Here is a 21,551-nt window from a genome sequence, read left to right as displayed (position 1 = left end):
TCTCTCTTTATCAGCTATTTTAGCACAAATGCATTTGAGTGTCTAGGTGAAAAGCAGAAACAAATTAAATTCAATAATATACTATTTCATTACTCTTAATTATTTTGAGTATAACCCTTTTTAAGATTAGTAGTAGCAATCCACTTTTTATACAAATCAGTAAATCTTCTCTCATCGTCATCGACATAACCTTGAAAAACAACTTGATCAATATCTTCTTGATTAAAATAATAAACTTGCTTGGGATTAAGTCCTTCTGGATAAATAGCCCCCGTATAATCAAAAATTACTTCTTGATTATTTTGATTGACAATAACTCCTCGATTTAAAATGATAATTTTTTGATCACCATTTTCAAGATAAACCACACTACCTACTGGCAATAACATATTCTACCTCCTATACTCATTCATGAAACCACTCATAGCACTGAACTACATAATCTTGTATTTACCCACTTTAGACGTAAATGGTATATTAAAAAAATTATTGAACCACAAGCTAATATTACACATGAACGAAAATAAAATAACACCTATAAAACTACTACTTAAAATACCAAAAAACAAAAAAATAACAGACAAAATTAAGACAATAATCAATCTACCCCCAAAACTATATTCTTTTCCACTACTTACTTGCGTCAAGTGATAACTCGTTTTATTTGATAAATCACCAACCAAATTAGGAGTAATGTAAAAAATTATTCCAATAGTCAAAGCACTAATCACAACTCCCAAAATTATCATTAACCAATTTTTTTCTACGAAAGAATTCTGAGTAAGATGCCAAAGATTTACATTTTTAGGGAATGTCATCATATGTACAATGAGTAAGAGAAAAATCCAAAGTACACCTTGCCTGATCTTGGTTAATAGTGAAATATTTTCTTTCCCATATTGATTCCTTTTCGATGTAACATCATAAATTTTCCAAACCATTCTTTGAGAAAATGGTAAAAAATAACTTTGTATTTTTTTAGGATTAACATAATCAATAAGATAATATCGATTATCAATTTTAATTAAATAGTATCGTAGATTGATACGTCGAATTGTTTCGATTTTATACTTCGTTTGCATTAACCACTCTCCCTGTCGTTAACTGAATTTTACATTATTCCTATAACTAAAAAAGTGCTTTCGCACTTTTTTAGTTATTCATTAAAACTTTCAACTGTAAATTTAGGATATTGAATATTTGAAATGAGTTCATCGTAATTAGCGATCAATTGCTGAAATGGCACATCAACATAGCCTAAAAAGATAATTTCATCAATATCTTCTTTGTTGAAAAAAAGCTAAATCCTGATTAACCACTCCTAAAGGAAGGGGAACCGCTCCAAAATCAAAATAACCTTTTTTCCACCTTTTTCAGTGACAGGAAAAAGTGTGCTAATCATTAGACTTTGAGAGCCACCATTCACACGAACGACAGTCCCAATCGGTAAATGCTCTCTATTCATTATCTAATTCCTCCAAATATTTCTTAGCCTCACGAACGTAGAAAAGCTCCGGATTTTCATTGGCAATTTGTTGAAATTTTTCTTTAGCAGCAGACTTATCGTTAGCATTAAAAAAACTAAGCGCTTGGTAATATAATTTCATTATTAAAATTAAATGACTTGGTGAATTTTTTTCTCCAAAATAATTTGTTGTTTTCCCATTTAATACTTTCTCAACTTCAAATAAAAAAATAGTATATTCATTATTTTTCATAGATTGCTTTTCCTGCTTAATTTTTGGAAAGTCCTCTAATTTCCTTCCTTGATGAAGAAATAGTAATTTTTCAAAAAAATTTTTGACTCTTAATACTCTCTTTTTATCTAAAAAGCTTAGCTGATTTACATTGCATTTTTCAAAGTATGGTAATGCTTCATCAAAATTTCCTTTCAAAAACTCTTTAATTCCACTTGAAAAATCCATCATAAAACTATTTTTCCCGGAAATCTTATTGCTAGCATAGGCATGATAAGAATTATACTTTTCAAAATCAACATTTTCTAATAGTATATAATCTAAAACATTAGAAAATAATCTGCGATTTCCAATTGTAACTCCAACGAAAAACCATAAAATTATCGTCAACACCAACGTATAACTAGAGTAGCCAGTACTAATTGTAGTTCTGACATAAAGAAAGATTATAACCCCAATAATAATCCCTACTAAATATCGGAATAGTTGATAAAGTCGAAAAATTTTTTTAACAGATAAGTTAGCTAATCTACAGACCAAAACTCCACACTTGTTCACTAAATCAATCTCCTAATCTATACTATCTTTAGCCGCTATTGCAGCTACTCCAGCTGCTACAACCTCACCAATTGCAACATATGGACTCAAATAAATCGCTGCTACAATTGCACCAGCTATCATAAAAGCACCAGTTATAACTTCACCTGGATGATTCCAAACGAAGTCTCCTGTACTTTTTGCAGTTTTTACTGCTGTATCTGCAGCATTAGAAAAAGAAGTTTTTATATCCGACCACTCTGGGCCTCTCGTTTTTCCCCCACCATCTCTTAGGTATTGTCCTTGTTCAAAAGTGACTTTTTCTTTTAGGTTAGGGACTCCGTTTCTATTTTCTTGAGGTAAGGTGAAGTTTGATTCATTGCTGGTGTAGGCTGCCAGAGCGCCATTGATATACTTAACACCATATGTTGTCTTAGACTTTTCATTTCCGATACTGCCTGATACACCAGCGATCCCCTTAGAAGTTGCAGTAACATCGTATGATGGATAATTTTCTATAGCTGACCCAGAAACTGGTAAGGTTAATTCTCCTTTTTCAGCTTAGTATCTCCCGACTTAATATTGTTCAAACCTGAACGATTAAAAGTAAAAGCAATCTTTCCTTTGCTTGATGCTGAGCTTTCAAAAGTACATTTGGCATAACCATACAGGTTATCATATAAGAGAATTTCTTTATCTTCCTTGATTCCTACACCGATGTTTTCTAAATCTTTCTCACTTGGACCACCTGGTTTAGATAGCATTTTGTTAACCTTAGCACTCTTTCTCAAAGTCAGCATAAGTGGCATTGTTGCCTCAAGTGCCCTTGCACCTGATAAGTTCATATAGCCACTATATTTTGAAACTTGAAGTTCTTTGGCTAAATCACTCTTAAGTCTAGCTTTTCTATTCTTATCATTGATGACCAGATTAGCTTCTTTAACTTCCATTTTGAAGTCTGTTTTCTTGTAAAAATCCTTAGCTTTCTTGCTTGTATATGAGCTGCTGCCTAGGTCTGACAAACTACTGATTTAAGTGTTCTGCTCATCTAAAATATCAGTAGCTTCGCTTGTAAAGACAGTGTTATTAAAAATCCCCATATCCTTGATGGTATTGGTAAGGACTTTCTTGGCACCTCTATATTCTGAAATGGCATCATCCGTTGTGACCTTAGTTAGTGTGACAATGTCAGCGACATCGTCAACTGCCTTGTTAATGGCATCTGAGCTTGTCTTCAATTGCTCTAGCGGTGAATCAAACTTATCCACCATTTGTTGAAGAACATCTGTGTCGATAATGGCACTGTCACTGTTTTCGCTGACAACACTCTTAAAAGTGCTGATGAGGTTGTCATAGCCTTGTGCAATAACATCCAAACTGTTCACATAATTCGTCAACAAATGCAACTTGATAGTTATTGATTTTGTTATCAATAGCATCTTTGACATCACCTTTTAAAGCATCTGAGTTGCTGGCTTTCTTGAGTTTCTTTTTCGCGCTTGAAAGTTGACTCTTGGTCTTACTAATTGAGCTTTTGAGGCTATCACGCTGCTCTATGACCTCGCTCATCTTAATCTTCATAAATCTCTCCCAAAATTTAACCGATATTTTTGAGTATTATAACACAAAATAAATTATTTTTCAGATTTTACAAAAAGCCTAAGACTTTCGTCTCAGGCTTCCATTTCTACGCATTCCAGACTTTTTGTCCACCTAGGTAAGTTGCTCGAAGGTCAAGATCTTTATCCAAAATGATAAAATCAGCTTTGTGTCCTTTTTTAATCTGACCACATTTATCGTCAATGCCAACCGAAATAGCTGCTGCAAGACTCGCCATGCCAATAGCTTGTGCTTTTGAAGCAATTCCCCAATTCACAACATTTTTAACAGCATCTTTCAGTTGAAGGATAGACCCAGCAAGCGCTCCATTTGATTTTAGGCGTGCTGTTCCTTTTTCAACAGTAACCGGAAATTCACCCAACATATAATCGCCATCTTCAAGACCACCAGCACTCATACAGTCAGTGATTAAAACCACATGTTCGTGGTCTTTTTGATGCATTAAAATATCACAAGCTGATGGATGCACATGATGACCATCACAAATTAATTCAGCATAAGTATTTGGCATTTCGTAAACTGCACCAACCATACCTGGTTCACGATGATTAAGTCCACGCATGCCATTATAAGCATGAACCCAGACAGAAGCACCTGCTTCAACAGCTTGCGCTGCTTGTTCATAAGTCGCATCTGAATGCCCAAGAGCAACGATAACATCCTTACTATTTGCATAATTGATAAAGTCTTCTACCTCATCACGTTCAGGTGCTAAAGCTATCTTTTTCAATAGTCCTTTTGAGCTTTCAAGCCATTGGTCTAGTTCAGCTATAGATGGATTTCGCATGTAAGATGGATTTTGAGCCCCTTTATATTTTTCTGTGAAATATGGTCCCTCAAAGAACAAGCCTTGAATACGAGCACCACTTTCTTGACCTGCAAAATCAGCTGCCGTACGACAAATATCATCAAGTGTTTCAAAAGATGCTGTCAGGGCAGTTGGTAAGAAGCTTGTCACCCCAGCTCCTAAAAGTGCTTTACTCATCGTTTCGAAAGCTTCTTGATTATTATCCATGACATCAACACCAGCAAAACCATGAATGTGTGTGTCTACTAAGCCAGGTGCCACACTAAAACCTGTATAATCTATAATTTCTGCGCCATGCGGTGCTTCTTCTTGCCATTCACCGAAATCATTTCCTTCGATAGCCAAGTAGCCTGCCCCTTTAACATGGTAAGGATAGTAAAATTCATCTGCTTTAATATATTTTGTCATTTGAATCGCCTCCATGTTTATATTATAAAATAAAAGCGCTTTTTTGTAAATGGTATATACCAAAATTAGACCAATTTTATATTGGTCTTTATACCAAAAAAACACCCTTGAAGCATCACTGCCTCAAAGATGTTCGATTTATTATTAAATTTGATTTTCAAGTACTTTTTCAACCAAGTTCAAAGCATGGTCAGTGATACGTGTACATGGTGTGATTAAGTCGATAAAGTTAACCCCTGCAAGTGGTGTACATTCGCCATTGTTCATACGTTTTATATGATCTTTACGAATACGACGTTCCAAATGCGCAATTTCTTTATGACGTTCAACCAATTCTCCTGCCAATTCAAGGTCATTATCAATGACAACTTTCAATGAATCCAAAATCATACGATGTGTTTCATGATAAAGTTTATCGATTTCTTGAACAGCTGATTGTGAGAAGGTAATATCTTTTGAAATATTATGTTCCATCAAGTGAACTAGGCTAATACTGTGATCTCCAATACGTTCTAAATCACGTGATGAATCTAAAATACTTGATAAAATTTCACTTTCGTGTTGATTCAATTGTTCACTTGAAAGATCAATTAAGTATTTTGTCAATTCTTCATCGACATTATTAATTGTATCCTCAAATTTTTGTGTTTTATCAGCATATTTTTCATTACATGTTTCAACAAACAAGAATGCCGCTTCAAAAGCTTGTGTTGCAAAAGCACCCAAGTGAATCAATTGTTTTTTAGCATTCCCAAGGGCAATAGCTGGCGCTTGTTTTAAAATAATCTTATCAAGGTAAATAGCTTTATATTTAACAGCTTCATCTTCACCAGGAATTAATTTTGTCACAACAAATGCTAAAGTTCCAATGAATGGGAAGAGCAAAATGGTATTTGTAATATTAAAAGTACCATGTGCAAAAGCAACTGTCATGGCTGGTGTCAAATTGAAATGAACTTCCATCCACTGCATTAAGCTAGTAAATGGCACCAATAAAACCATAAAGAGCACTGTTCCGACAACATTAAAAAGAACGTGAGCTCCAGCAACTCGTTTTGCTGAGATATTAGAACCAATCGCAGCAAGTACGGCTGTGATACAAGTCCCAATGTTGCTTCCCAAAAGAATTGGAATTGATCCTTGAAGGTCAAGCAAATGACCAGCGTATAAACCTTGTAGGATACCAATGATTGCGGCAGATGATTGGATAAGCATGGTCAAGCCAGTCCCAATCAAAACCCCCATAATTGGTTTATCACCTAAGGTCGCTAAATAATCCTGAAAAGCTGAGACAGATTTCAATGGCTCCATCGCATCACCCATGATATTTAGAGAGAAGAAAATTCCTCCAACACCAAAGATAATACGTCCGATATTATTCAAACGTCGGTTAGACGTAAAAAATAACAAAGCAGCACCAATAAAAATCATTGGGAGTGCATAATCACCCAAATTAAAACCAATCAGAAAGGACGTTACAGTTGTCCCGATATTGGCTCCCATGACAATACCAATCGCTTGTCTCAAGGTCAAAAGTCCTGCTGACACAAGTCCAACAGTAATAACCGTTACCCCTGAACTTGATTGGATTAGGGCTGACATGGCTAAACCAACAAGAATTCCTAAGAAAGGATTACTCGTATATTTGTCGATATAAAAACGAAGTCTATCTCCCGCAGCCTGTTGAAGACCGTCTCCCATGTATTTAATACTAAAGAGAAAGAGTCCTAGACCTCCAAAAAAACCAAAAGCAATTTCTTGCCAATTTACTGACACAGTCTTATCCTCAATATCATAATTTTCTCGGAAAAAAACCCGATACCTCCATTTTAATGTATTCGTAGAAAACAAACAAGTATTTTTTAAGCTTTTTCTAAATTGATAACTAACTGAATAATATCACTCTTTTAAGAAAAGTTATTTTTTCTTCCCTACTGACGTATTTTCGAATAAAAATGATAAAAAACTAAAAATAGCCGAGCTTTTTAGAAAAAAAATTATTGCGCTCCCATTTATATGTTATAATAGTTAGAGATGCCGTGTTTATCACGCAATACAACTAAATCTGTTTATTTACCAAACTTGTGATATTGGATTCCTTATCACATTATATTTATTATATTTAATCTTTTTTAAAAGGAGTTTTTATGAAAGCCTCAAAAAGTGAAGTAACTTATTTTATTTTAAGCATTATTTTAATTGCCTTTGCAGGTGGTATTTATCTTTTCTTTGGTAATACGCATACGAGTACTTCAAGTTCAGAACCACGAACTTCTGCTACATCTTCGTCATCATCAAGTGAAGCTGATTTAGAAGCTAATGCCCAATCATTGTTGGATCAAGCTAAAGCTAATCCTTCAGCAGATGCTGTGACTAACGCACAAGCTGCTATTAATAAAATTTCAGATGAAGCTAAAAAAACAGATTTGCAATCTCAATTAGATGCTGTTTCAGCAGAAGTTACCAATCAGACAAACGCTGAAAATGCTGTAACAACAGCTGAAAATGAACAAACTAGTGCTAACGTTAATGCTGCACAAGCTGCTATTGACGCTGTAACTAATCAAGATAAAAAAAATCAACTACAAGCTCGACTTGATGCTGTTTCTAACGCAATTTCAAGTGCCGATACAACAACTTCTTCGGCTACAACAAGCTCAACTGACAATACTACTGATTCAACAACTGTAACTGATGGCAATTATACTTACTACAGTTATTAATCGATGTCAATCGGACTTATCTTTTCTGCGATTGGAGCAACTTGTTTAGCGATATCGTCATTTGCTAAAACAAAAAAACGTATGTTAACTTGGCAATTATCGGATTACTTTTTCACGATGATTGCTAATTTTTTACTCGGTGGCTACACCGGTGCTATCTCTATCAGCGTATCCATTATTCGTAACACACTAATGATTAAACATTGGGATTCCATCTACACAACCATTATTTTAGTGATTATCCAAGTTTCTGCGGGGACTTACTTTAACAACCTTGGTTTGATTGGCTTTCTTCCCTTGATTTCGTCTGTGTCTTATACCATCATTACCTTTATGACTAGCAAAGTTCAATGGCTGCGCTGGGTTACTGTTGAAAATATGCTACTGTGGTCTTTTTACGATTTCACCATCAAAGCTTATCCTGCTTTAGTTATGGATGTTGTCATCACACTAACGACCTTAATAGCCATTTCAAAATACAGTTCACTTAGTCATAAGAAAAATAAGTCTTGATTTTTCATCAATATGCAAAAACTGCATGAGTTATACTCATGCAGTTTTATATTGACTTACACTGTTTCGTATCCTAATAAAATACCGCCATCTTCACCGTAAAAGCTGCAAAGACCTGATGCGGGGATAAAGCGAACATCAGCCTGTGGGTATTTTTCTTTGATTTTGTCACTCAATTGTTGACAAGCTTTTTCGTTATTTGCGTGAGCAATCATAACCTTGCCACCTTGATAACCTTCTTTGAACATTTCCTCAACGGTTGCTTGAACAGCTTTTTTCTGACCACGCGCTTTGTGAAGGAGTTCCAATTTTCCTTCGTCACTTGCTTTACCAACCATACGAATGTTCAAAAGTCCAACAACTTTTCCGACTAATTTGCTCAAGCGACCATTTTTAACAAGGTTATCCACACGTGCTAAAACAAACAATAATTTTGTCTTTTCTTGATAAGCTGTGATAGCTTCAACCACTTCATCAAAGCTTAATCCTTGAGCAATCAAGCGATTCAACTCAAGAACAATCAAATCGATTTCGCCACCTGCTGAAAGAGAATCAATCACGTGAACATTCACATTTGGATGTTCCTCTAAGAGCATGTGTTTTGCAACTTGCGCACTATTGTGACTTCCTGAAAGATTACCCGTAATGGTAATGGCAATAACATTTTCAGCACCTTGGTAAGCTTGTAAAAAGGCATCTGGACTAGGACAACTTGATTTTGATGAAACAGGGCTTGCGTACATTGTCGTCATCATATCAGCAACGTCTAATCCTTCATCATCCACAAAAACTTCTGAACCAATTTGAATCGTTAGTGGCACATTTTGAAATTCTGTGTGTTCTGTAAGCCCTTCAATACGGCGAAGGTCGCATCCAGAATCTGTAACGATTTTCCAAGTCATATCTATTTCCTCCAATCCATTTGAATTTAAAATTTATTTGACAAACAAAGTATTTTCACCTAAAATTATATCATTAATGCCTTTATCTTAGTATTAAAAACAATCAGATGTCACAAGTAAGAGGTTTTTGTCATGACGGAAAAGACAATTTCAAAAAAGTCCTTGCAAAATCTGCAAGTTTCTAATAAAGAATCTCGAAAACTCACTCGTGAGGCTTTAGAAACGGCACTTTTGCTCCTTCTTGAAAAGAAAACCTTGAGCCAAATTACTATCTCTGAACTCGTTGCTAAAGCAGGTGTCTCACGCAACGCATTCTATCGTAATTACAAATCTAAAGAAGCTATTTTAGAGTCTATTCTAACCCAAATCGTTCGTCGGATTTTTCGTGGTCTCAAAGCATTTGATTTGAAAAGTCAGCTCTCCCAAGCTTGGCTTTTCATATTGACCGAAGCTAAAAAAGAAGCGCAAGTTCTTTGCACGATTTTTGAGCAACACCTAGAAAAACTTTTGACGAGCATTGTCTCTAAACGTCTAAAAGCTTATCAAAGGTTCAAGAAAAAACACGATTCCCGCTACACCAATTCGTTCTGGAGCAACGCCATTATCTCAGTAATCTCTAACTGGGTAGCTGATGATATGCGTATCCCAGCAGAGGAAGTTGCCGCAATCGGTTTACCACTTTTCTTATAAGAAGATAAGACCGCTCAAGTTAAACTTGGGCGGTCTTTTTTATTTTCTTAGTTATTATTTTAAAACGTAGTCATAGATAGCTTGAGCAACACCCGCTTGGTCGTTAGTTGTTGTTTCATAGCGACAAATAGCTTTCACTTCATCTGTAGCATTTCCCATAGCGACACTGTGGGCTGCAAATTCTAGCATTTCTAAATCATTTGCTGCATCACCAAGTGCCATGACTTCAGCTGGAGAAAAGCCAAGTTTTTCTGATAAAGCTTTTAAAGCAGTTGCTTTCGTGTAGCCTTTTGGCATAGCTTCAAAGATATATTCTTGGCTACGAACCACACTAAATTCTTTGGCTAAAGCTTCTTCTTTAGCTTCTTGGAAAGGATTTAACTGAGGTGCTTTTGCCATATACATAGCTTGGAAAATAATCTCTGAAGTTGCTTTCATTTCTTCCAGGCTAGCTGCGATGGCTGTATCAAAAACAAGCCCTGCATCATATTGAACTAATTCTGGGACTTCGTTTCCAACAGCGTAATAATGTTTTTCACCTGTCAACGTTAAGCAAACATCTGGGTATTCTGAAATAGCATGATTAAGCTTATCTAATTCGTCATTTGACACTTGAGCATAACTAACCAATTCCCAATTTTTTGTGTTATAGATTGTACAGCCATTGTTCATAATGACGTACTCTTCATCAGTCAATCCTAATTTTTCAAAATAGGGAAGAATTCCTGATTTTGGACGTCCTGTACAAAGAACGATTTTAACACCAGCTTGTGCTGCTTTTTGGATTGCTTTAATATTTTCTTCAGGAATTTTTTTATCTGAATTTAGTAATGTTCCATCTAAATCGATTGCAATTAATTTAATCATTTTTAGAGACCTTCCGTTTAATTTTTGGCAAATGCCACTGACGCCAGTAGCCTATCATACGTAAGATTGTCAGAATTAAAACTAATAAATAATAGCCAGGATCATTATGAACGATTTTAAAATAAATAGCTAGCGCTGCTAAAATTGCCCAACCAGCATATACTTCACTTCTTAAAACACTTGGTTTTCGACCTGCTAGGACATCTCGAACGATACCGCCACCGGCACCTGTTAAAACAGCTGCTACAATCACCGCACTCAAAGGTTGGTGTAATTTAACAGCGTACATAGCCCCTTGAACGCTAAAAGCTGCTAATCCGATAGCATCCGTTAAGACTTCAGCTTTTCTCCAACCTTTATGCGTAATGATATTTGGAAATATCATGATAAACAACATGGCCGCTAAAGCAAAATAAAAGCACTGACTTTGTGACCAGAGGGCACTGATAGGCAAACCAATTAAAAGGTTACGAATCGCCCCACCGCCAAAAGCAGTCACAAATCCTAGGATAAAAATCCCAAGAATGTCAAAATCTTCTTCCATTGCTACAATCGCTCCAGACAAAGCAAAAGCAATAGAACCAATGATACTCAATAAATCCCAAACATTCATCGTCATTTTGATTCCAAACTATATTTTTTCTTACCAGACTAGTTTATCATTTTTGAACAAGTAAAAAAACAGAGCAAGCTCTGTTTTTCTAAATTTTACTTAATTTCTTTGCCAAGGTTAAATTTTGTTCCTTTTAGTGAGCGTTTCAAAAAGAACTTAAATGGACGTCCTGTTATAGTTGCTTGTTTTTTCTCCAAGTCCACTTTAACAGATTTGACACCAGGAACGGCTGATAATTTTTCAGTCACTTTTGTGACACAACCTTGACATTTCATACCAGTAACTTCATATGTTTTTTCCATGTAAAACTCCTTTATAACCATTAATCTATTTTTATATATTTTAAGCGAAGTGCATTTAAAACAACTGAAACTGAGCTAAATCCCATAGCAAAACCAGCAATCATCGGATTAAGTAACGGTCCACCAAAAAGATATAAAACACCCATAGCAATCGGAATTGCCAAGATATTATAAATGAAAGCCCAGAAAAGATTTTCTTTAACCACTTTAATAGTTAAACGACTGATGCTCAAAGCTTTAAGTACATCCGAAATTTCCGGTTTCATCAGAATAATATCAGCTGACTCGATAGCAATATCCGTTCCAGTTCCTACTGCAATCCCGATATCTGAACTAGCCAGAGCCGGCGCATCATTAATGCCATCTCCAACCATAGCAACCATTTTCCCTTGACTTTGCAAATCCTTGATGACTTGTGATTTTTGGTCTGGTAAAACTTCGCTAATAACGGTTTTAATACCTGCTTGATTAGCAATAGCTTGCGCAGTTTTGCTATTATCACCTGTCAACATGACAACCTCAATGCCTTGTTCTTGCAATTTAGCAACAGTCTCTTCGCTGTCTGCTTTTAACAAATCAGCAAGAGTAATCACACCCAAAAGTTGCTGATTAGCCGAAACGTAAATTGGGGTTTGCCCTTTTTGCGTCGCAGAAAGCACCGCTTCCTCGCTTTTACTTAGGTCAATGTGATGACTTTCCATCAACCTACGGTTACCAACTAAAATCATCTGACCATTAACGTTAGCTTGGAGTCCAAGCCCTGTTAATGAAGTAAAGTCCTCAACTTCTGTCAAAGTTACCTTAGCAGCTGCTGCTTTTTCTACGATTGCCTGACTAAGTGGGTGCTCTGAATATTTTTCAATAGAAGCGACCTGACCAAGAAGGCTGCTCTCATCACCTTGGTAAGCAAAGATATCAACAACTTGTGGTTTTCCTTGAGTAATTGTTCCTGTCTTGTCAAAAACAATAGTATCAAGATGATGAGCATTTTCAAGAGTGTCACCACGTTTATAAAGAATACCACTTTCAGCACCGCGCCCTGTACCAACCATGATAGCCGTTGGGGTAGCAAGACCAAGCGCACAAGGACAAGCAATAACTAAAACAGCAATCGCTACTTGAAGAGCAAAGATAAAACTATGCCCCATGATAAAATACCAAAAGATAAATGTAATAAGAGCAATTACAATAACAAATGGTACAAAGACCCCAGCAACCCTATCAGCAATCTTGGCGATAGGTGCTTTAGTTTGCTGAGCATCTTCTACCAACTTAACAATCTGTGCTAAGAGGGTTTCATCGCCAACTTTTTCAGCACGAATGGTCAGTGAACCTTGCCCGTTAATAGAAGCACCAAAGACCTTGTCGTCTACATTCTTTTCAACAGGAATGCTCTCACCAGTTAGCATGGATTCATCAATGGCTGAATGTCCTGAAACCACCATACCATCAACAGGAATTTTCTCACCTGGTTTAACCAAGATAAGGTCACCGACAAGTACTTGATCAATTGGAACAGTTTGTTCAATCCCGTCACGAATAACTGTTGCTTCTTTGGCTGACAGCGTTAATAACTTTTGAATAGCATCTGATGTACGTCCTTTTGAAAGAGTTTCAAAGTATTTTCCCAAAGTAATCAAAGTTAAAATCACCGCAACTGATTCAAAGTAAAGCATATGCGCGTGGTGCACATGTCCTAAGGCGATATGGTAAGTGCTGTAAAGGCTGTATAAAAAGGCTGCACTTGTCGCTAAAGCAACCAAGGAATCCATATTGGGATGAGCTTTAGCTAAAGCACGAAAACCATTAACATAAAAGCGACGCCCAAAATACATGACAGGTAAAGTCAAAGCTAGCTGAACCAGCGCATAAGCCAACGGATGAACTGACAAGCTAACGATTTGTGGAACCCAGAGTCCCATCATACTTCCCATTGAAAGATAAAGCAAAGGAACAGCAAATAAAGCAGACCATAAAAATTTGTGCCACATGTTATGAGTGACTTCACTTTGACGTTCTGATTGACTTTTAGCTGTTGTCGGGTCAAAGACACAAGCGCCATAACCAGCGTCAACCACCGCTTTTTCAATTTCTGCCTCACTGACTAAATCAGGATTATAACGCACAGTCATTTTCTCTGTTGTTAGATTGACAACAGCCGAATCGACATGATCTATTTTATTGACAGCATTTTCGACGGTTAAAGCACAAGCCGCACAGGTCATGCCATCAATGACAAAGACTTCTTCTTTTTCCATAAGACACCTTTCTGTCAAAATATCACAAATCAACCACTAAAGATCAAAATGTTCTTTACAACGACATTGTCCAGGAATACAATTACAAGGTACTTCATCCAAAGCTTCTTCTTTTTTGGCTAATAGCAGAGCTTGCAAAGCAGCGATGTCAGTTAAGGTCATGGGAGTTTCTTTGAGTAGATGCTTAAGAATCATCGTGTGCTTACGCTGACAAAATTTATCAAATAAGTCATCAACCTGTTGGTTCATAGCATCTTGTTCAGTGAGAGTACTTGAATAAAGATAAGACTTACCAGACCTTTTTCTTGTCAAGTAACCTTTATCAACTAGACGTTTCAAAAAAGTCTTAACTGTTGAAGACGTCCAGCTATTTTTTTCACCTAGAATATCAAGAATCTGACCACTCGTTGCCGCATCTTTGGTCCAAATCACGCGCATGATCTCCCATTCTGATTTTGAAATTGACATAGCATTCCTTTCTAAAAATCGTTTAGTTTACATTTGTAAATTTATTATAATTCTATCGTCTACATTTGTCAACTTTCATTGATTAAAAAAGTCCGAAACAAAATGTTTCAGACTTCTTCAATACCCAAAGGCATTGAATCTATGAGTAATTTAGAAGAGACTTTACACCTTCATTCTAGTTCTTTACGCTAGAATTTGCAAGCGCGGCCATTTCTTTTGCCAATCTTTCTTTTTCAAGCGGTCATGGTAAACTGTCATACGTTCTTTATCAGCTAAAAAATGTGGAGTGGGTTGGACGACCAAATCAAGAATATCATCAACTCCATAAGGCAAAAATAATTCTAAATCACCATCTTTTAAACGTGCTGCTATAGCTGTACAGCGTTCTGGATATTTACTGATAGCATCTCTAGCATTTTGATAAGGAGGTGTGTGCGGACTGTGACCATGCATAAAGACCTGATTTTTGACTTCCCATTGATAGTTGGAATAACATAACTGAAGCTGATTTTGTAGCGCTAGCGTTTCTTCATAAGTAATCTCTGGATCATAAAAGACGACATCAAGGTCGCTAGCATCTGATAGCCCAGGCTTTCCCGATAAAACATTCCAAATATAATTGCGTAACGTCCCCGCAGCCAACCATGCATCTTTTAAATCAAGTTGCTCTATAATCCTAAAAATCGCCATCAACTCATCATCTTGTGAAAATAATTCCCTTAAATCCATAATCTCCACCTTTTTTACTTCTGATATTGAGTGATAAATTCCTCTAACTCATGCAATGAATCGATAAAAATAGCTATCTCACGATCTTTTGAAGTCAAAAAGCCTGCAGTGACCATTTGATCAAGCTGTGCTTTTAAATTATCATAGTAACCATTTAGATTTAGCAAAAGACAAGGTTTCTTTAGACTTCCAATTCGTACCCAAGAAATGGCTTGAATAATTTCTTCAAGAGTTCCAGGGCCACCAGGAAAAGCAACTAAAACATCTCCTTCTTCCATTAGAAGACGTTTTCGCTCATCCATACTTGAGACAATTTGTAAATTTGTTAATCCTTCATACGCTTGTTCACGTTTTTGCATAAAATCAGGTAAGATACCGTAAACTTTTCCACCCTGCTCAAGAACAGTATCTGCCAGAACTCCCATTAAGCCAGCCTTGCTACCACCGTAGACTAATTGATGATTGTGACTCGCTAACCATTTCCCAAGCTCAATAATTTTTTCTTCATAGAACTCCGTATTTCCCATACTAGAGCCTAAATAAACTGTGATATTCATCTTCTATTATTATCCTCATTTCAAAAAACACTCCCATTATATCACAAAAAAAGCCCGCCGATGATGGCGAGCTATTTGTGATTTATTTTTTAGCTTCCAAATCACGAAGCATTTGATCAATTTTATTCCCGTATTCGATTGATTCATCTTTGATAAATGTCAAATCTGGAATTTTGTACATTGTTAAATTGCGACCTAATTCGCGTTTGATTGTTCCTTTAGCTTTTTCAAGACCAGTTTGTGCTTTTTGGTTATCTGAAGCAAGTTCAGAGTGAATAGTGTAGTACACTTTAGCCATTGAAAGATCTCCAAGCATTTGAACATCAGTAATAGTCACATCTTGAACACGTGGGTCACGAACTTTTTTTTGCAAAATTTCATTTACTTCACGTTTGATTTCCATCCCAACACGATCAACACGATGATTAGCCATAATAATTTCCTTTCTAATGATTTTCGAAAAAAGCTAGGCTAAGCAAGCCTAGCTTTTATTTGTTTATAGTACGTAACGTTTGGAAAGAGCTCCATTGAGATTGCCGTACAAGTATTAGTGGCTTCAGCCACAATACTTGGCGCAGTAGTTGAGTGGATTCTAATACGCTGATAAATCAGCTTTTACAACCCTACTCAACCGTGCGGGGGTAAGACGACGAACCTGCTTTTTGGGATTCTGTCTTACTCCCTAACGTTTAATTTCTTCTAAAACGTAAGCTTCGATAACGTCATCAACTTTGATATCGTTGTAGTTTTCAATCATCAAACCACCTTCTTGGCCGTTTCCGATTTCTTTAACGTCATCTTTGAAGTGTTTAAGACTAGCAAGTTTACCGTCGAAGATAACGACACCGTCACGGATAACACGTGCGCTAGCATCACGAGTAATTTTACCACTTGTAACCATGAATCCACCGATTGTACCAACTTTAGATACTTTAAATGTTTCACGGATAAGTGCTTCACCAATGATTTTTTCTTTATATTCAGGGTCAAGCATACCTTTCATGGCATCTTCAACTTCTTCGATAACTTTATAGATAATTGAGTGGAGACGAATATCTACTTCATCAGTTTCAGCTTGTTGACGAGCTTGTGGTGTAGGACGTACGTTAAATCCAATGATGAAGGCATTTGAAGCTTCAGCCAAAGTAACGTCTGATTCGTTGATAGCACCTACAGCTGAGTGAACAACTGAGACTTTAACTCCTTCAACATCAATCTTGAGAAGTGATGCAGCAAGGGCTTCTACTGAACCTTGTACGTCAGCTTTGATGATGACATTAACAGTCTTAACTTCACCAGCTTTAAGAGTGTCAAAGAGGTTTTCAAGACTGACACGGTGAGTAACTTGACGTTGTTTCATAAGAGCACGTTTAGCACGTTCTTCACCGGCTGCACGTGCAGCTTTTTCATCTTCATAAACCGCAAAATGGTCACCTGCCATAGGCACATCATTCAAACCAGTAATTGATACTGGAGTTGATGGTTCTGCCACTTTAACACGACGTCCACGGTCATTAACCATAGCACGTACACGACCAAATGTATTACCAACAACGATTGGATCTTGAACATGAAGGGTACCTTGTTGAACAAGAAGGGTTGCAACAGGACCTTTACCTTTATCAAGACGAGCTTCGATAACAGTACCGATAGCACGAACTGTTGGGTCAGCTTTCAATTCTTCCATTTCAGCAACAAGAAGAACTGTTTCTAGCAATTCATCAATGTTTTTACCAAATTTGGCTGAAATTTCAACGAATTCACAGTCACCACCCCAAGCAGTTGAGATGATTCCGTGTTCTGCCAATTCACCAATAACACGTTCTGGATTTGCACCTGGTTTATCAATTTTATTGATCGCAACGATGATTGGCACACCAGCGGCTTTAGAGTGGTTAATAGCTTCGATTGTTTGAGGCATAACACCATCATCTGCGGCAACAATCAAGATAGTGATATCTGTGATTGACGCACCACGCGCACGCATAGATGTAAAGGCCGCGTGACCTGGTGTATCAAGGAAGGTGATTTTCTTACCATTTTCAACGATTTGGTAAGCACCGATGTGTTGAGTGATACCACCAGCTTCGCCTGTAGCGACACGTGAATTACGAAGGGTATCAAGAAGGGTTGTTTTACCGTGGTCAACGTGTCCCATGATAGTTACGACAGGAGCACGTTCAACCATTTCGTCTGGGTTGAGGTAGCCTTCGTCAGCAAAGAAGCGTTCGATATCAGCTTCGTCAACTTCGACTTTTTTGTGTGCTTCAATACCATAATCAACCATCAACAATTCAATTGTATCGCTGTCGAGGGATTGGTTTTGAGTGGCCATAACACCCATCAAGAAGAGTTTCTTAACGATCTCTGCTGGTTCGCGTTTGATACGTTTTGCGATTTCAGCAACAGTCATGCCTTCAGTGTATTCAAATTCTTTAGGTAATTCGTGGAACTTACGCTCTGTTACAGGTTTTGGAGCGTTATTACGATTATTATGTTTACCTTTTTTGTTTTTCTTGTTATTATTCCAGTTACTATTTCTTTGATTTCTCACTTGGTTATGATTATTCCAGTTTTTTCTATTCTTGCGTGGTCCATCTTCGTTATCACGTTCATAGTCACGTGATTTTTCAGGACGGGCTTGTTTCTTACGACGTTTATCTACAGCTGGTGTTGCTTGCTCTGCAACCACATGTTTTGGTGTAGGAGCAGCAGCTTTAGCTGCTTTTGCGTTGTGCTCTTCAGCCTTAGCTTTAGCATTCACACGAGCTTTATGTTCTTGCTCTTTAGCTGCTTTTGCTTTACGTTTAGCAGATTCTTTTTCGTGGATACGATTTTCGCTTTGACGAGAGTACTCAGCGTTTTGTTCTGCTTTCAATGCAGCTGCACGTGCCTTGAAATCGATACGTGGTTTCGCTGATTGATTGCGATCATTTCGTTGATCTCTTTGGTGATTATCACGCTGTTGATCTCTTCGATTATGATTTTGAGAATTGCGATCGCGTTGTTTGCGATTATTTTGGGCATTCTCTTGTCTGTCACGATTTGAACGATTGTCGCGCCCTTGATTGTTGTTACGCTTTTTATCGTTGCCTTTAGCTCGTTTTTCAGCTTCAGCCTTAGCACGCGCTTCACGTTCTGCCTTAAAATTACGGCTCTGAGGTTTAGCAGGAGCTGCTTTAGGAGCTTCTGCAACTGTTTTCTCGGCTGCTTTTTCAACTTTGGCTTTTGCCGCAGCTGGTTTGGCATTTCCTGAGAATTTCGCCGCAATTCGTTTGGCATCAGATTCGTCAACGCTAGAAGAATGGCTCTTCACATCAAGTCCTAGCTCTTGAGCATAGTCAACAACTTCTTTGCTTGATTTGCCCAATTCTTTAGCGATTTCATATAATCTTTTCTTTGACAATTGATGTCCTCCTATTCTGTTAGTTCATAAGAGTCCTCATTTTCTTTGAAAATCCAGCGTCTGCTATGGCAACCACTTTACGTGGTTTACCAAGCGCAGCACTTAATTCCAGTGTGTTAAACACTGTGGAGACTTCTACTTTGTAATAATGACTTTTATCAGTTGTTTTCTTTGTCAAATTATCACCAGCATCATTTGCCAGAAAAACAAGTTTTGCTTTGCCAGATTGGATGGCCTTAATGACCAATTCTTCTCCAGAAATGACTTTTCCTGCACGCTGTGCCAGTCCAATTAAATTTGACAATCTTTGGTGGTTATTCAAGACCTAACTCTCTTCTTTTGACTTTGTGATCTACGTAAGCAATCAATTCATCATAAAATGATTCAGGAACTTCCATTGAAAAGCTACGGTTAAAGACGCGTTTTTCTTTGGCTTGAAGAGCTTCTGCATTATCAAGTTTAATATAAGCTCCACGGCCATTTTTCTTACCAGTTGGATCGATAAAAATCTCACCTTCCTTATTTTTAACAATGCGAAGTAAATCACGTTTATCAATCACTTCACCTGAAACAACTGATTTTCTTAAAGGTATTTTACGTGTTTTAGCCATGAAACACCTCTATCTTTCTTATTCTGCGTCGTTTGCTACAACTTCTGTATCAGCAGATTCAACAACTTCCTCAGCTGGTGCTTCTTGTGCTTCAGCTGCTTTAGCTTCACGTTCAGCTTCAAGAGCTTCGTATTCTGAAGCAGATTTAATGTCGATACGGTAGCCAGTCAAGTGTGCAGCTAAACGAACGTTTTGTCCACGACGACCGATAGCAAGTGACAATTTGTTGTCAGGAACAACAACAGTTGCACGTTTACTGTCTTCTTCGTCGAAAAGAACCATATCAACTTCAGCTGGTGCAATAGCGTTGTAGATGAATTCAGCTGGATCTTCAACCCATTGGATAACGTCAATATTTTCTTCAACAGGAACTTCTACGCCAGCTTTAGCATCATAACGTTTTGGATGGAATTTGCTGATCACTTTCTTGATGTTGCTTCCACCACGACCAACGATTGTACCGATAGCATCAACGTTTGGATTGTGGCTACGAACAGCAACTTTTGTACGATCTCCAGCCTCACGTGAAACGCTCATGATTTCAACAGTTCCGTCAAATACTTCAGGAATTTCTTGTTCCATGATACGTTTGATAAATTGAGGGTGGCTACGACTTACAAAGACGTTAACACCTTTTGGATTGTTTTCAACTTTGTAAACGTAAACTTCGATACGGTCGTGTGATTTCCATGTTTCACCAGGAATTTGGTCTTGGTGTGACAATTGTGCTTCAAGAGAACCAAGGTTAACATAGATGAAACGTTGGTCGAAGCGTTCAACAGTACCAGTCATGATTTCGCCTTCGTGTTGTTTGTACTCGTTGTAAGTCACTTCACGAATTTGACGACGCATTTTTTCCATGATTGTTTGTTTAGCTGATTGAGCAGCCACACGACCAAATTCAGCAACAGATTCTTCAAAACGAATTTTGTCACCTAGTTCGTAAGCTGAGCTAATTTTCAATGCATCTGACAAGCTGATTTCTAGACGGCTATCAAAAACTTCTTCAACAACTTCACGAACTGTGTAGACTTTAAAGTCACCTTTTTTGTCGTCGAATTCAATAACACATGATTCAGATTGACCATAACGACGTTTATAAGCTGATTTCAAAGATTCTTTGACAGCGTCGATGATATCGTCTTTGTTAATGTGTTTTTCTTCTTCCAAAATACGGAAGGCTTCTAGCATTTCTTTGCTCATTTTTTTCATTGCTCTACTGGATAAGTAGAGCGTAATCCTTTCGTTTATATCTAAGTAAAATCAGATTGTAGTTTGTTATTGTGGGTTGACTACAATTTCACTGCCAAACGCGCTTTTGCAACTGTCGAATATGGAATTTCAACGGTTTTCTTGCGTGTTTTGTCCAAATAATCAATTGTCAATGTGTCACCATCAAAAGCAACAAGGTCTCCTTGGAATACCTTAATTTTATCGATAGCTTTGTAAAGACTCACATTGACATAAGAACCTACAGCCTTTTCAAGGGCTTCTTTAGTCTTCAACGGCCGCTCTAAACCAGGGCTAGACACTTCCAACATGTATTGTTCAGGAAATGGATCTGGTTTGATGCCATCAAGTAGAGGACTGATAATTTCTGTTAATTCAGCTGTATCATCTACTGTAATTCCTTCAGGTTTATCAATCAAGATACTAAGGACATAATCGCTGCCCATTTTTTCGTACTCAACATCAACCAATTCGAACGGATCTTTAATAGCAGGTGCAACAGCTTCAGTAACCAATTCAATGATTGTATTTGCGTTTGCGATAAGAATCCCCTCCTTCATCTATCAAAATTAAAATAGAAAGTTCATCACATTGGCTAGCTTATAAGCAGAC

26 protein-coding genes are annotated in these 21,551 nt (G+C 37.2%); 3 read left to right on the top strand and 23 right to left on the bottom strand.

The genetic code is table 11. The features are described from left to right. Positions 1-95 precede the first annotated feature (95 nt). From BLP98_RS07525 to BLP98_RS07495, 9 genes are all read right to left on the bottom strand, one after another. Positions 96-389 (bottom strand): DUF4176 domain-containing protein, encoded by a 294-nt coding sequence (locus tag BLP98_RS07525; protein ID WP_074480830.1) that lies wholly within the window; start codon positions 387-389, stop codon positions 96-98. A 45-nt stretch (positions 390-434) separates the two neighbouring features. Beyond that, on the bottom strand, positions 435-1,082 hold the full coding sequence (locus BLP98_RS07520) for a DUF443 domain-containing protein (protein ID WP_074482650.1): 648 nt from the start codon (positions 1,080-1,082) through the stop codon (positions 435-437). A 239-nt stretch (positions 1,083-1,321) separates the two neighbouring features. Continuing rightward, positions 1,322-1,465, bottom strand: coding sequence for a hypothetical protein (locus BLP98_RS09610; protein WP_234792817.1), 144 nt, complete (start codon positions 1,463-1,465; stop codon positions 1,322-1,324). Beyond that, positions 1,458-2,255 carry a tetratricopeptide repeat protein gene (locus BLP98_RS07510; protein ID WP_074482649.1) on the bottom strand — a complete coding sequence of 266 codons (798 nt, stop codon included), beginning with the start codon at positions 2,253-2,255 and terminating at the stop codon, positions 1,458-1,460. Before BLP98_RS07510 ends, BLP98_RS09610 begins: the two co-directional genes overlap by 8 nt. Positions 2,256-2,776: 521 nt before the next feature. After that, positions 2,777-3,184 carry a hypothetical protein gene (locus tag BLP98_RS09605; protein WP_234792816.1) on the bottom strand — a complete coding sequence of 136 codons (408 nt, stop codon included), beginning with the start codon at positions 3,182-3,184 and terminating at the stop codon, positions 2,777-2,779. An 81-nt stretch (positions 3,185-3,265) separates the two neighbouring features. Beyond that, the gene (locus tag BLP98_RS09600; protein ID WP_234792815.1) at positions 3,266-3,631 is read right to left on the bottom strand and encodes a T7SS effector LXG polymorphic toxin; all 366 of its coding nucleotides are present in this window, start codon (positions 3,629-3,631) and stop codon (positions 3,266-3,268) included. Then, positions 3,585-3,815, bottom strand: coding sequence for a hypothetical protein (locus BLP98_RS09595; protein ID WP_234792814.1), 231 nt, complete (start codon positions 3,813-3,815; stop codon positions 3,585-3,587). The genes BLP98_RS09600 and BLP98_RS09595 overlap by 47 nt, the downstream gene beginning before the upstream one ends. A gap of 106 nt (positions 3,816-3,921) precedes the next feature. Continuing rightward, positions 3,922-5,070 (bottom strand): N-acetylglucosamine-6-phosphate deacetylase, encoded by a 1,149-nt coding sequence (gene nagA, locus BLP98_RS07500; protein ID WP_074482648.1) that lies wholly within the window; start codon positions 5,068-5,070, stop codon positions 3,922-3,924. 144 nt (positions 5,071-5,214) lie between these two features. Beyond that, positions 5,215-6,846 (bottom strand): Na/Pi cotransporter family protein, encoded by a 1,632-nt coding sequence (locus tag BLP98_RS07495; protein ID WP_074482647.1) that lies wholly within the window; start codon positions 6,844-6,846, stop codon positions 5,215-5,217. A 371-nt stretch (positions 6,847-7,217) separates the two neighbouring features. Here BLP98_RS07495 and BLP98_RS07490 point away from each other — a divergent pair, with 371 nt between their 5' ends. Next, a complete protein-coding gene (locus BLP98_RS07490) occupies positions 7,218-7,793 on the top strand; it encodes a GA-like domain-containing protein (RefSeq protein WP_074482646.1) in 576 nt (191 codons plus the stop codon). A gap of 3 nt (positions 7,794-7,796) precedes the next feature. Continuing rightward, entirely contained in the window at positions 7,797-8,306 is a 510-nt protein-coding gene (locus tag BLP98_RS07485) for a YgjV family protein (RefSeq protein WP_074482645.1), read from the top strand. Positions 8,307-8,362: 56 nt separating this feature from the next. Here the strand turns inward: BLP98_RS07485 and BLP98_RS07480 are convergent, their stop codons facing one another. Continuing rightward, complete coding sequence (locus BLP98_RS07480) at positions 8,363-9,208, bottom strand: DegV family protein (protein ID WP_074482644.1); 846 nt, start codon at positions 9,206-9,208, stop codon at positions 8,363-8,365. A gap of 132 nt (positions 9,209-9,340) precedes the next feature. Here BLP98_RS07480 and BLP98_RS07475 point away from each other — a divergent pair, with 132 nt between their 5' ends. Then, the gene (locus BLP98_RS07475) at positions 9,341-9,898 is read left to right on the top strand and encodes a TetR/AcrR family transcriptional regulator (protein WP_074482643.1); all 558 of its coding nucleotides are present in this window, start codon (positions 9,341-9,343) and stop codon (positions 9,896-9,898) included. Positions 9,899-9,952: 54 nt separating this feature from the next. Here the strand turns inward: BLP98_RS07475 and BLP98_RS07470 are convergent, their stop codons facing one another. From BLP98_RS07470 to rimP, 13 genes are all read right to left on the bottom strand, one after another. Further along, positions 9,953-10,765 carry a Cof-type HAD-IIB family hydrolase gene (locus BLP98_RS07470; protein ID WP_074482642.1) on the bottom strand — a complete coding sequence of 271 codons (813 nt, stop codon included), beginning with the start codon at positions 10,763-10,765 and terminating at the stop codon, positions 9,953-9,955. Next, complete coding sequence (locus BLP98_RS07465) at positions 10,758-11,384, bottom strand: trimeric intracellular cation channel family protein (RefSeq protein WP_074482641.1); 627 nt, start codon at positions 11,382-11,384, stop codon at positions 10,758-10,760. Before BLP98_RS07465 ends, BLP98_RS07470 begins: the two co-directional genes overlap by 8 nt. A gap of 89 nt (positions 11,385-11,473) precedes the next feature. Then, on the bottom strand, positions 11,474-11,680 hold the full coding sequence (locus BLP98_RS07460; RefSeq protein WP_074482640.1) for a heavy-metal-associated domain-containing protein: 207 nt from the start codon (positions 11,678-11,680) through the stop codon (positions 11,474-11,476). Positions 11,681-11,700: 20 nt separating this feature from the next. Further along, a complete protein-coding gene (locus BLP98_RS07455) occupies positions 11,701-13,938 on the bottom strand; it encodes a heavy metal translocating P-type ATPase (protein WP_074482639.1) in 2,238 nt (745 codons plus the stop codon). A 36-nt stretch (positions 13,939-13,974) separates the two neighbouring features. Then, positions 13,975-14,406: a CopY/TcrY family copper transport repressor gene (locus tag BLP98_RS07450; RefSeq protein ID WP_074482638.1), complete on the bottom strand. Its 432-nt coding sequence runs from the start codon at positions 14,404-14,406 to the stop codon at positions 13,975-13,977. Positions 14,407-14,589: 183 nt separating this feature from the next. Further along, positions 14,590-15,135, bottom strand: a complete 546-nt coding sequence (locus BLP98_RS07445; protein WP_074482637.1) for a nucleotidyltransferase family protein — start codon at positions 15,133-15,135, stop codon at positions 14,590-14,592. Between the two features lie 14 nt (positions 15,136-15,149). Beyond that, complete coding sequence (locus BLP98_RS07440) at positions 15,150-15,692, bottom strand: LOG family protein (RefSeq protein ID WP_074482636.1); 543 nt, start codon at positions 15,690-15,692, stop codon at positions 15,150-15,152. Positions 15,693-15,774: 82 nt separating this feature from the next. Next, entirely contained in the window at positions 15,775-16,125 is a 351-nt protein-coding gene (rbfA, locus tag BLP98_RS07435; RefSeq protein WP_009853447.1) for a 30S ribosome-binding factor RbfA, read from the bottom strand. Positions 16,126-16,374: 249 nt separating this feature from the next. After that, a complete protein-coding gene (gene infB, locus BLP98_RS07430; protein ID WP_074482635.1) occupies positions 16,375-19,098 on the bottom strand; it encodes a translation initiation factor IF-2 in 2,724 nt (907 codons plus the stop codon). Positions 19,099-19,117: 19 nt separating this feature from the next. Further along, positions 19,118-19,420, bottom strand: coding sequence for a YlxQ-related RNA-binding protein (locus BLP98_RS07425; protein ID WP_006531118.1), 303 nt, complete (start codon positions 19,418-19,420; stop codon positions 19,118-19,120). Further along, a complete protein-coding gene (gene rnpM / locus BLP98_RS07420) occupies positions 19,413-19,709 on the bottom strand; it encodes an RNase P modulator RnpM (RefSeq protein WP_074482634.1) in 297 nt (98 codons plus the stop codon). The genes BLP98_RS07425 and rnpM overlap by 8 nt, the downstream gene beginning before the upstream one ends. Positions 19,710-19,727: 18 nt before the next feature. Continuing rightward, positions 19,728-20,912, bottom strand: a complete 1,185-nt coding sequence (nusA, locus tag BLP98_RS07415; protein WP_039695996.1) for a transcription termination factor NusA — start codon at positions 20,910-20,912, stop codon at positions 19,728-19,730. Between the two features lie 89 nt (positions 20,913-21,001). Further along, complete coding sequence (gene rimP / locus BLP98_RS07410) at positions 21,002-21,499, bottom strand: ribosome maturation factor RimP (RefSeq protein ID WP_074482633.1); 498 nt, start codon at positions 21,497-21,499, stop codon at positions 21,002-21,004. Between the last annotated feature and the right edge of the window lie 52 nt (positions 21,500-21,551).

Origin of the sequence: Streptococcus equinus (assembly GCF_900104225.1) — a bacterium.
Lineage (GTDB): Bacteria > Bacillota > Bacilli > Lactobacillales > Streptococcaceae > Streptococcus > Streptococcus equinus_D.
This window is presented reverse-complemented; position numbering and strand designations above follow the sequence as displayed.

Bases quoted from the DNA above. Each gene is read 5' to 3' on its own strand.
- BLP98_RS07525 (WP_074480830.1), bottom strand. From the start codon at position 389: ATGTTATTGCCAGTAGGTAGTGTGGTTTATCTTGAAAATGGTGATCAA.
- BLP98_RS07520 (WP_074482650.1), bottom strand. From the start codon at position 1,082: ATGCAAACGAAGTATAAAATCGAAACAATTCGACGTATCAATCTACGA.
- BLP98_RS09610 (WP_234792817.1), bottom strand. From the start codon at position 1,465: ATGAATAGAGAGCATTTACCGATTGGGACTGTCGTTCGTGTGAATGGT.
- BLP98_RS09605 (WP_234792816.1), bottom strand. From the start codon at position 3,184: ATGGAAGTTAAAGAAGCTAATCTGGTCATCAATGATAAGAATAGAAAA.
- BLP98_RS09595 (WP_234792814.1), bottom strand. From the start codon at position 3,815: ATGAAGATTAAGATGAGCGAGGTCATAGAGCAGCGTGATAGCCTCAAA.
- nagA (WP_074482648.1), bottom strand. From the start codon at position 5,070: ATGACAAAATATATTAAAGCAGATGAATTTTACTATCCTTACCATGTT.
- BLP98_RS07490 (WP_074482646.1), top strand. From the start codon at position 7,218: ATGAAAGCCTCAAAAAGTGAAGTAACTTATTTTATTTTAAGCATTATT.
- BLP98_RS07485 (WP_074482645.1), top strand. From the start codon at position 7,797: ATGTCAATCGGACTTATCTTTTCTGCGATTGGAGCAACTTGTTTAGCG.
- BLP98_RS07480 (WP_074482644.1), bottom strand. From the start codon at position 9,208: ATGACTTGGAAAATCGTTACAGATTCTGGATGCGACCTTCGCCGTATT.
- BLP98_RS07475 (WP_074482643.1), top strand. From the start codon at position 9,341: ATGACGGAAAAGACAATTTCAAAAAAGTCCTTGCAAAATCTGCAAGTT.
- BLP98_RS07470 (WP_074482642.1), bottom strand. From the start codon at position 10,765: ATGATTAAATTAATTGCAATCGATTTAGATGGAACATTACTAAATTCA.
- BLP98_RS07465 (WP_074482641.1), bottom strand. From the start codon at position 11,384: ATGACGATGAATGTTTGGGATTTATTGAGTATCATTGGTTCTATTGCT.
- BLP98_RS07460 (WP_074482640.1), bottom strand. From the start codon at position 11,680: ATGGAAAAAACATATGAAGTTACTGGTATGAAATGTCAAGGTTGTGTC.
- BLP98_RS07455 (WP_074482639.1), bottom strand. From the start codon at position 13,938: ATGGAAAAAGAAGAAGTCTTTGTCATTGATGGCATGACCTGTGCGGCT.
- BLP98_RS07450 (WP_074482638.1), bottom strand. From the start codon at position 14,406: ATGTCAATTTCAAAATCAGAATGGGAGATCATGCGCGTGATTTGGACC.
- BLP98_RS07445 (WP_074482637.1), bottom strand. From the start codon at position 15,135: ATGGATTTAAGGGAATTATTTTCACAAGATGATGAGTTGATGGCGATT.
- BLP98_RS07440 (WP_074482636.1), bottom strand. From the start codon at position 15,692: ATGAATATCACAGTTTATTTAGGCTCTAGTATGGGAAATACGGAGTTC.
- rbfA (WP_009853447.1), bottom strand. From the start codon at position 16,125: ATGGCTAATCATCGTGTTGATCGTGTTGGGATGGAAATCAAACGTGAA.
- rnpM (WP_074482634.1), bottom strand. From the start codon at position 19,709: ATGGCTAAAACACGTAAAATACCTTTAAGAAAATCAGTTGTTTCAGGT.
- nusA (WP_039695996.1), bottom strand. From the start codon at position 20,912: ATGAGCAAAGAAATGCTAGAAGCCTTCCGTATTTTGGAAGAAGAAAAA.
- rimP (WP_074482633.1), bottom strand. From the start codon at position 21,499: ATGAAGGAGGGGATTCTTATCGCAAACGCAAATACAATCATTGAATTG.